The 14062-nt window shown below is 39.8% G+C and carries 20 protein-coding genes; 1 reads left to right on the forward strand and 19 read right to left on the reverse strand.

Features of this window, described 5'->3' with window-relative positions:
* Positions 1-33 precede the first annotated feature (33 nt).
* Both trxA and ACYQ0N_RS10345 read right to left on the reverse strand, forming a co-directional pair.
* Entirely contained in the window at positions 34-357 is a 324-nt protein-coding gene (gene trxA / locus ACYQ0N_RS10340) for a thioredoxin (protein WP_460162636.1), read from the reverse strand.
* Between the two features lie 107 nt (positions 358-464).
* Entirely contained in the window at positions 465-740 is a 276-nt protein-coding gene (locus tag ACYQ0N_RS10345; RefSeq protein ID WP_460162928.1) for a ferredoxin-thioredoxin reductase catalytic domain-containing protein, read from the reverse strand.
* Between the two features lie 141 nt (positions 741-881).
* Between ACYQ0N_RS10345 and ACYQ0N_RS10350 the strand changes: the two genes are divergently transcribed.
* Complete coding sequence (locus ACYQ0N_RS10350) at positions 882-1124, forward strand: helix-turn-helix transcriptional regulator (RefSeq protein ID WP_460162637.1); 243 nt, start codon at positions 882-884, stop codon at positions 1122-1124.
* 113 nt (positions 1125-1237) lie between these two features.
* On the opposite strand, the gene ACYQ0N_RS10355 is transcribed toward ACYQ0N_RS10350, so the two are convergent.
* The 17 genes from ACYQ0N_RS10355 to hisG form a co-directional block, all read right to left on the reverse strand.
* Positions 1238-2119, reverse strand: a complete 882-nt coding sequence (locus tag ACYQ0N_RS10355; RefSeq protein WP_460162638.1) for a DUF368 domain-containing protein — start codon at positions 2117-2119, stop codon at positions 1238-1240.
* A gap of 100 nt (positions 2120-2219) precedes the next feature.
* Positions 2220-2921 (reverse strand): response regulator transcription factor, encoded by a 702-nt coding sequence (locus tag ACYQ0N_RS10360; protein ID WP_177532648.1) that lies wholly within the window; start codon positions 2919-2921, stop codon positions 2220-2222.
* Positions 2914-3972 (reverse strand): sensor histidine kinase, encoded by a 1059-nt coding sequence (locus tag ACYQ0N_RS10365; protein WP_177532649.1) that lies wholly within the window; start codon positions 3970-3972, stop codon positions 2914-2916. The genes ACYQ0N_RS10360 and ACYQ0N_RS10365 overlap by 8 nt, the downstream gene beginning before the upstream one ends.
* A 94-nt stretch (positions 3973-4066) precedes the next feature.
* On the reverse strand, positions 4067-4879 hold the full coding sequence (locus ACYQ0N_RS10370; RefSeq protein ID WP_460162639.1) for an N-acetylmuramoyl-L-alanine amidase: 813 nt from the start codon (positions 4877-4879) through the stop codon (positions 4067-4069).
* A gap of 2 nt (positions 4880-4881) precedes the next feature.
* The gene (locus tag ACYQ0N_RS10375; protein WP_177532800.1) at positions 4882-5061 is read right to left on the reverse strand and encodes a hypothetical protein; all 180 of its coding nucleotides are present in this window, start codon (positions 5059-5061) and stop codon (positions 4882-4884) included.
* Positions 5051-5278 (reverse strand): hypothetical protein, encoded by a 228-nt coding sequence (locus ACYQ0N_RS10380; RefSeq protein ID WP_177532801.1) that lies wholly within the window; start codon positions 5276-5278, stop codon positions 5051-5053. Before ACYQ0N_RS10380 ends, ACYQ0N_RS10375 begins: the two co-directional genes overlap by 11 nt.
* A gap of 193 nt (positions 5279-5471) precedes the next feature.
* Positions 5472-6110 (reverse strand): sporulation protein YunB, encoded by a 639-nt coding sequence (gene yunB, locus ACYQ0N_RS10385; protein WP_177532802.1) that lies wholly within the window; start codon positions 6108-6110, stop codon positions 5472-5474.
* Positions 6111-6160: 50 nt separating this feature from the next.
* A complete protein-coding gene (locus ACYQ0N_RS10390; RefSeq protein ID WP_177532803.1) occupies positions 6161-7018 on the reverse strand; it encodes a hypothetical protein in 858 nt (285 codons plus the stop codon).
* 153 nt (positions 7019-7171) lie between these two features.
* Complete coding sequence (hisE, locus tag ACYQ0N_RS10395; protein WP_177532804.1) at positions 7172-7510, reverse strand: phosphoribosyl-ATP diphosphatase; 339 nt, start codon at positions 7508-7510, stop codon at positions 7172-7174.
* Positions 7511-7603: 93 nt separating this feature from the next.
* A complete protein-coding gene (hisI, locus tag ACYQ0N_RS10400) occupies positions 7604-7948 on the reverse strand; it encodes a phosphoribosyl-AMP cyclohydrolase (protein WP_460162640.1) in 345 nt (114 codons plus the stop codon).
* 300 nt (positions 7949-8248) lie between these two features.
* On the reverse strand, positions 8249-9004 hold the full coding sequence (hisF, locus tag ACYQ0N_RS10405; protein WP_460162641.1) for an imidazole glycerol phosphate synthase subunit HisF: 756 nt from the start codon (positions 9002-9004) through the stop codon (positions 8249-8251).
* A 95-nt stretch (positions 9005-9099) separates the two neighbouring features.
* Positions 9100-9825: a 1-(5-phosphoribosyl)-5-[(5-phosphoribosylamino)methylideneamino]imidazole-4-carboxamide isomerase gene (hisA, locus tag ACYQ0N_RS10410; protein ID WP_460162642.1), complete on the reverse strand. Its 726-nt coding sequence runs from the start codon at positions 9823-9825 to the stop codon at positions 9100-9102.
* Positions 9822-10427 carry an imidazole glycerol phosphate synthase subunit HisH gene (gene hisH / locus ACYQ0N_RS10415; RefSeq protein WP_177532808.1) on the reverse strand — a complete coding sequence of 202 codons (606 nt, stop codon included), beginning with the start codon at positions 10425-10427 and terminating at the stop codon, positions 9822-9824. Before hisH ends, hisA begins: the two co-directional genes overlap by 4 nt.
* Before the next feature lie 23 nt (positions 10428-10450).
* The gene (gene hisB / locus ACYQ0N_RS10420; protein WP_177532851.1) at positions 10451-11032 is read right to left on the reverse strand and encodes an imidazoleglycerol-phosphate dehydratase HisB; all 582 of its coding nucleotides are present in this window, start codon (positions 11030-11032) and stop codon (positions 10451-10453) included.
* Positions 11033-11043: 11 nt separating this feature from the next.
* Positions 11044-12099: a histidinol-phosphate transaminase gene (hisC, locus tag ACYQ0N_RS10425; protein WP_460162643.1), complete on the reverse strand. Its 1056-nt coding sequence runs from the start codon at positions 12097-12099 to the stop codon at positions 11044-11046.
* A gap of 44 nt (positions 12100-12143) precedes the next feature.
* Positions 12144-13433: a histidinol dehydrogenase gene (gene hisD, locus ACYQ0N_RS10430; RefSeq protein WP_177532810.1), complete on the reverse strand. Its 1290-nt coding sequence runs from the start codon at positions 13431-13433 to the stop codon at positions 12144-12146.
* Positions 13433-14062 (reverse strand): ATP phosphoribosyltransferase, encoded by a 630-nt coding sequence (hisG, locus tag ACYQ0N_RS10435; RefSeq protein ID WP_177532811.1) that lies wholly within the window; start codon positions 14060-14062, stop codon positions 13433-13435. The genes hisD and hisG overlap by 1 nt, the downstream gene beginning before the upstream one ends.

Consider the following 14062-nt stretch of genomic DNA (forward strand, 5'->3'; position numbering starts at 1 on the left):
AATTTTGCACGATACCGTTTTTGTTATAACGTCCTATTTAATCATATTTTCAATTTCATTTTTTGAACGCAGTCCAACTGAAGTTTTTTCAGGCTTGCCGTTTTTGAAAACGATAACGGTCGGAATACTTGCAATACCATATTTTGAAGCAAGATTAGGCTGCTCGTCAACATTTACCTTACCAACCTTAACTTTACCTTCATAATCGTTAGCAATCTCCTCGATAATAGGTCCAAGCATTCTGCACGGACCGCACCACTGCGCCCAGAAGTCGACAAGCACGGGCTTGTCAGAATTTAAAACTTCATTTTCAAAGTTCTCTTCGGTAATAATGATTTCAGCCATAATTTTCTCCATTCTGCCGCTTTAATATTCCGGCATGCAAAGAAATTATCCTTAAAGCGGCTTATTAAAGATAAAAAACTCCTTTGCCTGCTGACTTTTATTTTATAATTATTCCCAATTTATTTGGATTTATAATAAAGCATACAGTGACAATACCCTTCAAAATCCGGATCCTTTATTTGATCTCTGAATTCACTGCATATGCATTTATTGGCCTCAGTTCTCTCCAGCCTGCATGGACAGTAACCCCCCGTTCTTTCAAGACCTTCCTTTATAGTTTTAACAATTTCCTCGTCCTTATTAAACGAAACTTTCATATGTATTGCCCCCTTTTCGTTTATAGCATAGGTTTTATCAAATTTATACTTCTTTGTTTTATTATAGCATAATTTTATTTATATTAAAAGCATAAACAGTAATTTTTATTTTAATTAATAAAAGCGGTTAAATTTTAGTAAAGAAAAATAAAATATATTGATTTTCAACATACTGTAATATATAATTCTATTATATAAAAATAAAGGAGTAATATAATTATGAGACTGGACTATAACAAGCTTGCCGAAGCAAGAAAGAAAAAAGGACTGACGTTAGGCTTTGCCGCAGAAAAAATAGGCGTTCCTGCGTCCGTTTTAAGAAAACTGGAAAGCGGTCAAAGAAATCAAAGCCTTGAAGCAGGACGTGAAAATTCATTTGTTTCCTCATTACTTGCTCTTTATAAAATTAAAATCGAAGAGCTTTATTTTGATAAGGATATTGAACGAATTAATAACGTATAAATTTAACAAATACAAACTTATATTAAACATTATCAAAAAGCTGACTTCGCTTGTATTGCGAAATCAGCTTTTGTAATATACTTAACTCAATTTACTTTAATTTCAATGCCAGTTTAATTAACGGCAGTTTTTTCTGATGGCTCCGGAGAGCATTCCAAATTCGAACATGCTTTGCTAATAATATATGAAACCGCGGCTCCGCCTATTATACATACGGCATAGAGAATTAAATTAACTGCTCCTGTACGGAAATCAGGAAATATCATTACTGTAGTTGCCGCCACTATACCAAGCACACAATGAGATATAGAAGAATAAAACCTTTCGTATGCCGCATTTACTCCCCTTGGCAAAACAGCAAGACAAAGACCTGCGCCTGCTGCAAGAGGTATCAAAACCTTAACAGAAAATGAGGATATTCCGTCAAGCATGGGCTGATATAAACCAAAAAACAGCAATAATGTAGATGAGCTTAATCCCGGAACTACAAAGCTTAAACCCCACATAATACCGCAAAGAAAAAATCCTCTTATATCCGGCTTTAGACTCATTGAAGCTGAGCTTTTAAGAAATACAAGCAGTACCAGCATTATAATAAAACCGGCAATAAGAGCGGTAAACGACGATCTCCTTCGTCCTTCCTGTCCCGCGTCTCTCCAAAGCTCCGGAAAGGTACCGATTACAAAGCCGATAAAGGCGCATGTAACTGCATTACTGTTTTTTCCCATAAGCCAGCCGGCAACTCCGGATAAACCGATAAAGCCTACCGCTATTCCGACTATAAATAAAGAAAGTATCATCCAATACTTTTTCAGACCTTCTCTGGGCTTTGAGAATACCTCTATCAAAGGCTTATACATACCGAAAGCCACACAGAGAGTTCCTCCGCTTATGCCGGGCATAATAGCTCCGAATCCGACAATAATCCCTTTGACAAGCAAAAGCCATTTCTGCTTAGCATTATATCCGTCCATACAAACTCTCTCATCAGCCAATTATATTCCTCCGTTCTGAAATACTGTTTTTTTCATTAAACCTTATTGTAACATATTTATATGCCTTTATACCGTAATTAATGATGTAAGGTTTACGGCTCTATTCATCAGTCATACGGTATCCTACGCCAAGCTCATTTAATATATATTTTTGCTCGCCGGGTCTGACTCCAAGTTTTTTTCTTATATTTGCCATATTTACCTGGAGCTTTTTTGTTCCTCCCGGATCAGAAACGCCCCAGACGGCCTTTACAATCGCGGCATATGTTAGTACTTTACCAGAATGCTCTGACAGCAAGGCGACGATATTATATTCCGTCTGAGTAAGACAGATTTTATTTCCTCCAATAGAAACTATCCGGCGGTCATAATCAATTTCCAAATCGCCGGATATAAATTTACCACCCGGAACAGAGCCCATTACAGAGCTATGACGGCTATTTCTCAATGCTGCTCTGACGCGCGCAAGAAGCTCGCCTGTACCGAACGGCTTTGTAATATAATCGTTTGCTCCGCAGTCAAGAGCCGAAATCTTATCCTTTTCAGTAGTTCTTGCAGACAGAACGATTATAGGATTAACGTCAGACCGTCTGACTGCTTTTATAAACTCCAACCCGTCCCTGTCGGGCAATCCTAAATCCAGAATAATAAGATCCGGATTGTGTGATAAAAACATAAAAATTCCCTGCTCGCAGTTTTCTGCGGTCATCACCTTATAACCGTTGGTGTCTAATATTGTTTCCATAAAACTTCGTATATTTGCTTCGTCTTCTACAACAAGAAGCTTATATTTATTATTCATTTGCCTTATCCTCCATGCCCAACCAAAAGCTGAATACAGAGCCTCCGCCCTTTCTGCATTTAGCCTGTATAACGCCGCCGTGAGCCTTTATAATAGCGGCGCAAACCGATAATCCGACGCCCATATTTCTCTTATTATCGGAAGGAACATTAACGCTTCTTATATTTCCGGTAAATATTGTTTTTAGTTTTTCTTCAGGTATGCCGCACCCGTCGTCAGATATCTCAAAAACCGCACGACTGTCAGTCGTATAAACTCTGAAAAAAAGCGTTGTCATACCATAGGCATGTAAAACCGCGTTTTCCAATAAATTAATAATCACCTGCTCTATAAGAAGCGCATCCATAGGAATACTGATAAAATCCTCCGGAATTTCAGTTTCAATAGATTGTCCCGGATACATTTTCCTAAACTTGACCAACACATCGTCTACCAGTTCTTCAACAACTATTGGCGTTTTAATAACTGAAACATTCTCACCGTCTATTTTGGTAATAGAAAGAAGATTTTCAACCATTCTTATAAGCCACTCGGAATCGTCCCGTATTTCACCCAAAAGCTTAAGCTTCTTCTGCTTTCCAAGTAAACAGTAATTATCTATTATAGCAGAACAAGAACCGTAAATTGAAGTCAACGGGGTGCGTAAATCATGTGAAACAGCTCTGAGCAAATCGGCTCTCATCTTCTCCTTTTCGCTATCGGCCTTTATTCTTTCCTGAAGTTTCAGCTTTGTAGTAAGCGCGCTCGTAACTACTGCAACGCAAAGCATTACAACCGCTGAAAGCAGATTTACCGGATTTAAAAAATCAAATTTAAAATACGGAAATGCAAAGGCATAATTAACAGCAAGAACGCTTAGCATAGACGCTGCTATACCGTAAATATAACCCTTTGTCGTCAGCGATACTATAAAAACTGCCAGGACAAATAAAAGAGGAGCCAATGACGGAGTATTGCAAAGCTCATGTAATAAAATACTTAATATAAAGGATAATGCTAAAATAAACAGCGTCAGCAATGAATCCTTTACATATTTTAGGAAACGTTTCATATCCAATTCCCCCTGCTTATTAATTATAGCATAAAATCGGTAAAGATTCAGCAAAGATAAATTTTTTTATCTCCTTCAGCTCGCTTTTTTATGATTACATCTTCTTTTCAAGCTCCGTATGAAGTCGTTTTATAAAATTCTGTCCGGCAATTCCGTTCTGCTTATAACCCCATTGCCCTAACAGATAATTCACTGCGTTCAGAGTCCCGTCTCCAAACCATATGTTTTTATCCATTCCGTACTTATTTATTCCGGCCTTTTTCGCAAGGAGCAGCAGCTCTTTAAGGGAAAGCACGCCGATAGTGCCGTCGCCCTTCTTGTAGCCCGTTTTGTCCAGTACAGGCTTAGCGGCCGAAACACTGTCAGTCTTAACCGTTATTCCCAGAGTTTTCAGAATACCGTCCGCATAAGCTCTCGCTATCTTACCGTAATTTGCCTTGATATAGTCTGCGTCCGATTTGGTGTCTACAAATCCGCCCTCCAGCAAAACGGCCGGAGCGTCGGTCAGCCTGATTATTGCGAAGTAGTCTCTTCCGTTAGAATCAAGCTTTGTCTTTACTCCTCTGCTTTTCATAAGCTTTTTCATTTCCGTATTTATGTTTTCGGCAAGCGTTTTTGAAGTACCGCCTACACGGCTGTAATACACTTCAAAGCCCGTTCCGCCTCCCGCGTTGTAATGAACGTCTATTACAAGATCGGGATTGTACGCGTTGCACATTGCAACCTTGCTGTCCATATCGGTATCTACATCCGCAGTTCTCGACAGCTTATATTCCACTCCCGCCTCTTTGAGATACTGCGCTACAAGCTTTGCAGTCTTAAGGGTATAGCCCTTTTCGGTTATGTATTTGGCAGCTCCCGGATCATTTCCTCCGTGTCCTACTCCTATAAATACTTTTTTACTCATAATTATTTATCCTCCTTTTTCTCATTCTGCGTTCCGAAATAAAACGCGATAACCGTTGTGAAAATCATTAAAAACTGTTCCCCTGATATTTTGCCTTTTAAAGAAAGCGCAGCAAATACCACTGTCAGCGCTATTGTTACTATACTTTTAACATTAATTAGTTTCATGATTTTACCTGTCATTTTCAAGTCTCCTTTCAATATCCTCTATTCTGTGATTGACCGTCTTTACCTGTTCTTCTACTACCGGCATACGTCTTGCGAAATTGTTATGCTCTGCAACCCGTCCTTCAAGCTGCTGAAGGCGGTAATTTGTCATTTTTGACGACACAAGAATACCTCCCAACGAGCCGCCGAGCGTTCCAATTAACGCTATCAGCGCTACTATTATATCTGTCATAAAACACCTCCATATTATTATTCATCTTAATTATCCGTTTTACCTCCCAACAATAATGCTGATAGTAGATATTTTTGTATTAAAATATACAATTAAGAAAATTTTGTAATATTTCTGTAATAAAATTAAAAAACGACGGCAGACCAATATGGTCTGCCGCCGTAAACAAATCTATTATTTATTCGATATCCCGTTACTTCATTGCTACAAAACCCTCAGGAACATCTCCGACTATTATATTCTCTGCCAGAATACAGTTAAGATTCACCGTTATTTCTTCACTCCCTGAAGGAAATACCGCTTTAAGCCTCGCCTTGACATCAAGCGAAATTTTATGGCATGTCTGATTAATTCCGGCAGACACAAACTCGCTTTTTAATTCCGTATCCGCACTTCCCACAGGCAACAGCTTTACGGTAATTTCAGGTCCTCTCCCGTTTAAAAGGTAAAAACCGCTCAACGTACCGAGTGGTATATTTATTTCACTTTCAGAAAGCCGTTCAAAGCTGCTGTTTATTTCTGTAATTATCATACTTTGAAGTATATTTAAATTCTTGGTGCAAAGCTGGGAAGACGAAATCTTTCCGTCTTCATCATAAACTGTAACTGACAAATCAGAATATTCCGCGCCGGTTTCCTCCATTACAGCTTTTACAGAGGAGCTGATTGCTTCATTCGCTTTTGAATGGCAGTAATATGTACCCATCTCCTCCGAAAAGCTCCGTATACGCCTTTCTATACAAAAAAGTGTAATAGCTATTGTAGCAACAATACAAATGACGGCAATCAGCATTTTCTTGCTTTTAGGCAGCGAATCCGATTTATTTCTCATATTTTCCTCATAAATCAAATGGACGGTCGGTCAGACCGTCCGATATTGGCTTATTCCGAACAACCGCAATCATAGTCGTCAGAAATTTCACCCGCAATTGGAGGCGGATTTATTCCAAACGTATCCATAGTCTGACATCCGCAGCAGCCGTTTCCGTTCCCGCTGTTATCTGAAATCCTCGGTGAAAACTCTTCAACCGGGAATCTTATCTTATCGAATACTTCGCACGGACTGTCTGTTTCAGAACAGCATTCCTTTTTAGGAATAGTATAGTTATAGGTGGGAACCATTATAGTAACCGGACGTATCAGCTCCACTACATAAAACAAACCTATTGTAAGAGCAACTCCTCTTGAAGGCTTTCCTCTTTCCGCAGAATCGCCATCAGTAAGAACCGTGCATACGCATCCGCAGTCGCAGCCCCTGTGTGAAATAATTTTAGATTCAAGAACCAACGGCGATACTACCTGCACAAGAGCGGTAGGCGGGTTCACAGTATCACAGCAGCTTCCAGTCGTTCCTATAACGCTTCCTTCACTGGAGAAGGTTTTGGAATTTGTTTCGCTTCCGTAAAGAATACAGCTTTTGCTTACGGTAGCCTTACCTGAAAGAAAAGTAGGCGTTCCGCAGGCACGGTCATAGGCCAAAAGCTGCACATCAAATGTAAAGGTGATATCTACCGAATAAAATCCCTTATTAAAAGGAATCGGCTCAACATTCATGCATACATTCGATACTGTTATACATCTTGATTTGACTATAGTTGCAGACGGCGGTACCGGCGACGTCAGAGCAACCTGAACTCCGGTAATACAATCCTTATCGCTGCAGCTGTCGAACACTCTGTTTACCTTGATAGGCACAGCGTCTCCGTTATTACAGCCGCAGTTATTTGCATATTCGCTCATGGAATATCCTCCTGTTTCATATTTGTATTCAGAGTTTACAATTTGAATACTTCAATATATCTTATTCACAATATGTTTATTTTGTTACTGAACGGGAGGAAAAATTTTATAAAAACAATAAAAGGACGCTTTATATTAAAGCGTCCTCACATTTTAAGTATTCTTATCAACCTGATGAAATTTTTTAAGATTTCCTATTTTTTCATTTCTTTCGTCCAGAACCTTTTCCACATCCGACCATTCCAGCCCTTGATTAACACATAGAACCATTATGTGATAAAGCAAATCGTTAATTTCATTTTTAAGCTCGTTATTATTCTTATTCTTAGCGGCAATTACAGTTTCTGTGGCCTCTTCTCCGATTTTCTTGCATATTTTATCAACGCCCTTTTCAAAAAGATAACAGGTGTAGGAATTTTCCTGAGCGGTACCGCTGTCAAACTCAGCCTTTCTTTTCTTAATAACCTCAAAAATTTCTTCATATACCGTCATATTTATACTCCGTTCCGCCGCAATATATATTAAAATGAAAATCCTGTGCGGCATCTTAGGAATTATCATTTTTTAATACACTGAAAATGCCTATTATTTCTCATCATTATATATTTCATTAAAAAAGCAGCTATATTCCCCCGTATGACAAGCGACGCCCGTCTGCTTGACATTTACCAGCAATGTATCGTTATCACAATCACCGTAAATGCTTACCACCTTCTGTAAATGACCGGAAGTCGCTCCCTTGTTCCAATATTCCTGCCTTGAACGGCTCCAAAACCATGTATAGCCCGTTTCAAGGGTTTTCCTCAGACTTTCCTTATTCATGTATGCAAGCATTAAGACCGTCTTTGTGTCAGCCTCAAAGCAGATTGCCGGAATAAGCTCGCCCTTGACAAAAAATTTATCTATCTCATTCATATTAATTTTAATCATTTAATTTACCTCTAAAAAATATTTATAACAGCTAAAATAACAAGTAAACACAACAAACATAAAGGTAAAAACATAATTATAAGCAATAAAAATTCCAGAAGAACAGCTTTGATTTTATGTTCCAGTTTTTTAATAAGCATTATATTAATAATAAATATATAGAAATCAATAAAGAAAAAATGTAAATTAAATTAATATTATATGTTCATTTTTGCTGACTTCAAATATTTAACTATTATTAAAATAACTGCTTAATTGATTTATATTTGAAAAGAATTAGCATAATATTACGCAGAAGTATCATCTAACGATAACGCCCTTGCCTCTGCAATGCTCCTTAACCTCTCCGACAGTCAGTTCTCTGAAATGGAAAAGCGACGCCGCAAGAGCCGCAGTTGCACCGGTTTTCTCAAAAACCTCAGAAAAATCATTTATTTTTCCTGCGCCGCCGCTTGCAATTACAGGTATGCTTACAGACCTGCACACAGCATTTAGCATTTCAATATCAAATCCGGCTTTCGTACCGTCCGCGTCAATTGAATTAAGGCAGATTTCTCCTGCGCCAAGCCGTTCGATCTGCTTTACCCAGTCAATCAGGTCAAGCTTCATGTCTACTCGTCCGCCGTTGATGTACACCGTCCATTTTTGATCCGCAATCTTTTTGGCGTCAATGCCCACGCAGATACACTGACTTCCGAATATATCGGCTCCATCTTTAATAAGACACGGGTTTTGTACAGCCTGAGAGTTTACAGAAATTTTATCGGCTCCCGCTCTAAGCGTTTCTCTGATATCTTCAACAGTTTTTATTCCTCCGCCGACAGTAAGCGGTACAAAAACCTTTTTAGCAGTTTCTCTAACAACGTCAAGGAAAACTCCCCTGCCCTCAAACGAGGCGGTAATATCGTAAAAAACAAGCTCGTCTGCACCCTGACGGTTATATTCCTCCGCATATTCTACAGGATCTCCAACATCCTTTATTCCTTCAAAATTAACTCCCTTTACAACCTTTCCGTTTCTGACGTCAAGGCAAGGAATAATTCTTTTAGCAAGCATATAAACCTCCATTATCCCGCTTTTAAATCAAAAGGGCAGTAACCGGAAATCTCCCCGCAAAACAGAGAATTCCGGCAGTAAAAATAATAACTCCGTTATTCCTCGCCTATTCTGACGGCTTCTCTAAGATCAAGAGTTCCCTTGTATATAGATTTTCCGCAGATTGTTCCGTATAGTCCAAGCTTTTTACACGCTATAATATCCTCAATCGTATGTACTCCGCCGCTTGCAATAATATTGCAAGCGTTTCCGACCGCCTCGGATAATTCTTTGAGCTGTAAAGCGTTGACGCCTGAAAGCGTCCCGTCCTTTGAAATATCAGTTACAATAAAATATCTTACGCCGATTTTTATCATTTCCTTTGCAAGCTGTATATAATGAACGTCTGAGGATTCCAGCCAGCCCTCCGCAGCAACCATTCCGTTTTTAGAGTCAATTCCAACGGCAATTTTTTCGCTGCCGAAATTTAAAACCGCCTCTTTCACAAGCTCAGGATTTTTAAGAGCCGCTGACCCGATTATAACTCTTGAAATCCCCATAGATAGATACTGTCTGATTGTATCAATATTCCTGATACCTCCGCCGACTTCTACCTTCAAAGAGGTCTTATTTGCTACGTCCTTATATATCTGAGTATTGACGGGCCTTCCCTCTTTTGCGCCGTCAAGATCAACCATATGAATCCACGACGCGCCCGCTTTCTCAAAGCCTTTTGCAGTTTCCATATAATCTGCGGCGACCTTTTCAGCAGTTGAAAAATCCCCTTTAAACAATCTTACGCAATTTCCGTCCTTAATATCTATTGCAGGCAATATTATCATTTTATCAGCCCTCCGAAATTCTTCAGAATTTTCAGTCCTGTTTCTCCGCTTTTTTCAGGATGAAACTGTGCCCCGTAAACAGTTCCGCCGTCATAGACAAGGGCGGGAACTTTGCCGCCGTAAACAGAATAAGCGGATATATTTTTATCATTGCATTCCGCCTTGTAAGAATGAACGAAGTAAACGTAGCTGTTTTCTTCGAGTCCGCAAAGCAAAGGACAATCATTTAATATTTCAAGCTTATTCCAGCCCATATGGGGTATTATAAGCTCAGGCTCTTCCATCTTTTTGACTTTTCCCTCAATAAGACCTAAACCGTCGCATACTTCAAATTCATAACCCTTATCAAATAAAAGCTGCATTCCGAGACATATACCCAGAAACGGTTTTTTCCTTGCCTGTATTTGAATAGTTTCTATCAATCCGCTTTTTTCAAGCATATCCATAGCTTTAGGAAACGCTCCTACTCCCGGAAGAATGACGGCGTCGGCGCTTTCAATGTCCTTTGCGGAGCTTGTAAGCCTATTTTCCATTCCAAGAAAATCCAATGCGTTTTTAACGCTGAATATGTTTCCTGCGCCGTAATCTATTACAGCTATCATTTATATCATTCCTTTCGGTTTTATTATAGGATTCCTTTTGTTGATAAGGTTTCTCCGTTTTCAAGCTCCCTCACAGCCAATTTAAGAGCATGAGCGGCAGCCTTGAAAATCGCTTCGCATTTATGGTGATCGTTAGCGCCGTATACCATATTGATATGCATTGTTATTCCGGCATTGAAAGCAAACGCTCTGAAAAATTCCTCCGTCAGACTAACGTCATAGCCGCCTATCATTTGATTTGTAAATTCACCCTTAAAAACAAGAAACGGTCTGTTGCTTATATCCAAAGAACAGAAACCGAGAGACTCGTCCATAGGGATAAAAGCCGTTCCATACCTTGCAATACCTGATTTTTCTCCCAGAGCCTTGGAAAGAGCCTGTCCCAGAACTATTCCGGTATCCTCGACAGTATGATGACCGTCAACCTCAAGATCTCCCGAAGCCGATATTTCCATACTTATTCCGCTGTGCTTTGAAAGAGCGGTCAGCATATGATCAAAAAAACCGATTCCGGTAGATATATCAGAATTCCCTGATCCGTCAAGCCTGACCGCAACCTTAATATCAGTTTCACGGGTTTTTCTTTCAACAGTCCCTGTTCTCATATTTTTTCCTTTCATAACAGAATTTCCTCAAGCGCCCTGATAAAATAATCCATTTCATTCTCTGTGCCTATAGTTATTCTTAGGTAATTATCAATTTCCGGCTTATTCCAATACCTTACAAAAATTCGACGACTTTTCAATTCCTCGAAAATTTTGCAGGCAGGCTTTTTACAGTGAGAAGCAAAAATAAAATTGCTCATGGAATCCGGAAAACTAAAGCCAAGCTCTGAAAGTCTGGCCTTGGTTTTTTCACGGGTTGCAATTATCTTATTTACAGTAACTCTGAAATATTCCTCGTCTTCTACAGCCGCGGCGCCGCATATTTGAGTTATGTGGTTCATTGTGTATGAATTAACTGAAAACTTCACGTCATTGAGATATTTTATAAGCCTTTCATTACCCACAGCAAAGCCTATTCTCATTCCAGCCATAGAACGAGATTTTGAAAAGGTCTGTACAACCAACAGATTATCATACTTATCAACAAGCGGCAGACAGCTTTGACCTCCAAAATCAATATAAGCCTCGTCAATAATAACAACCGACTGAGGGTTTGCCTTAACTATCTCTTCAATGACTGAAACGCTTTCGAATACGCCGGTCGGAGCATTGGGATTCGGAAATATAATTCCGCCGTTATCATTCATATAATCGGACGGATTTATTCTAAAGCTGCTGTCAAGAGGTATACGCTTATAAGGAACTCTGTAAACCTCAGCCCAAACATCATAAAATGAATAAGTTATATCAGGAAATAAGATTGGCTTATCAGAATTAAAAAACGTCATAAACGCCATTGAAAGCACATCGTCCGAACCAACACCAACAAAAATCCGCGATGGCTTTACCTTATACCTTTCTGCAAGGGCGTCAATAAGGACGGCGGAATCAGGATCGGGATAAAGCTTCATTCTGTCCGTATTAAATTCTCGGAGCGCTTCCGATACCTTCGGCGACGGAGGATAAGGGTTTTCATTAGTATTTAGCTTTATAATATTTTTTTCCTTAGGCTGTTCTCCCGGAACATAAGGCTCAACTCGTCTTATGTTGTTTTCCCAGCTGCTCATTAAGACCGCTCCTTTCAGATGTCTAAAACCATATAAATACTACATTAATCTTCAAATCTTACCTTAATTGCATTTGCATGAGCTGTCAGACCTTCCTTTTCAGCAAGAAGTACTATATCGTTCTTTGCTTCCCGAAGCGCCTCTTCCGTATAATAAATATAGCTTGAACGTTTAATGAAGCTTGAAACTGAAAGCGGTGAAAAAAATCTGGCGGTTCCGCTTGTAGGAAGAACATGGTTAGGACCGGCATAATAGTCTCCCAAAGGCTCGGACGCATATTTACCAAGGAAAACAGATCCTGCGTTATCAAGTTTTCCTATATATTCCGTAGGATTTTTCATAAGCACCTCAAGATGCTCCGGAGCAATAGCGTTTGCAAGTTCAACAGCGCAGTGCGGACAGTCGCATACAATAACGGCGCCGTAATCCTCAAGCGATTTGCGTATAATTTCCTTTCTTGAAAGATACTCTATCTGCCTTTCAAGCTCAGCTATTGTCTTATCTGCAATTTCCTCGCTTGTAGTAATAAGTATTGACGAAGCAAGCTTGTCGTGCTCCGCCTGAGACATTAAATCCGCTGCAATAAATTTCGGATCGGCAGTTTCATCTGCCATAACAAGTATTTCGCTCGGACCGGCGATCATGTCAATATCTACCTGACCGAAAAGAAGCTTTTTAGCGGTAGTTACAAAAATATTTCCCGGTCCTACGATTTTATCAACCTTAGGAATCGTTCCGGTACCGTATGCCATTGCCGCAACAGCCTGTGCTCCTCCCATAAGAAATACTCTGTCTACTCCGCATACCGCAGCCGCAGCAAGAATATCCTTATTCGGAGCGCCGTCCTTAAGCGGAGGAGTAACCATTATAATTTCCCTGACTCCGGCAATTTTCGCAGGAATAGCATTCATAAGAACGCTTGACGGATAAGCCGCCGTTCCTCCCGGGACGTAAAGTCCAACTCTATCAAGACCTCTTACTCTCTGACCGAGCATAACTCCGTTATCCTTTGTATCGGTAAATCCCTGCTGACGCTGGCGATTATGAAACTCTGCAATATTTTCCATTGCATTCAAAAGCGCATTTATAAAATCTTCGTCTGCTTCTTCAAGAGCGTCGTTTATAACCTCCTGAGGAACCTCGGTATACTCCGGAAGACCTCCGTCGAATTTAATAGTGTACTCATTAACGGCTTTATCGCCGTTTAACCTCACATTTTCAATTATCTCGTTTACAACCTGAGTTACCTTCTTATCAGTTTCTCCGCTGCGCTTTTTCAGTTCCTCAAGAAATTCAAATTCATCACTGCCGTTAGCATATATTTTCTTTATCATTACAGATTCTCCTCAATAATTCTGATTAAATCCTCTATTTCCCTCTGCCTTAATTTAAGACTTACCGTATTAACGATCAGCCTTGCTGAAATAGGCGCGATGTCCTCTATTACCTCAAGACCGTTTTCCTTTAAGGTAGTGCCTGTTTCAACTATATCTACAATGCCGTTGGATAATTCCAGCAAAGGCGCAAGCTCAACTGATCCCTCAATTTTGACTATATCCACATCCATGCCCTTGCCTTCAAAAAATTTCCTGGCAACATTAGGATATTTTGTTGCAATGGTCTTTATTCCGTAGCCCTCATAAAAATCTGCTCCCCTTTTAGCTGCAAGAGCAAATTTACATCGTCCAAAACCGAGGTCGACAAGCTCGAAAAACTTTCCGCTCATTTCCATAATCGTATCCTTGCCTACTACGCCCATATCGCATACTCCATGCTCTACATAGGTTATAACGTCGTTGGCCTTTGCAAGTACGACCTCGATATTTGCGTCCTTTACAGGTAGAATAAGCTTTCTGCCTTTTTCCCTGACAGATGTGCAGTCATAACCGGATTTTTCAAGAAGTCCAACAGTATCCTTTTCCAGTCTTCCCTTAGTAAGCGCAATTCTCAAAGGCTTCTGCAT

It is taken from the genome of Ruminococcus sporogenes, from assembly GCF_054655175.1.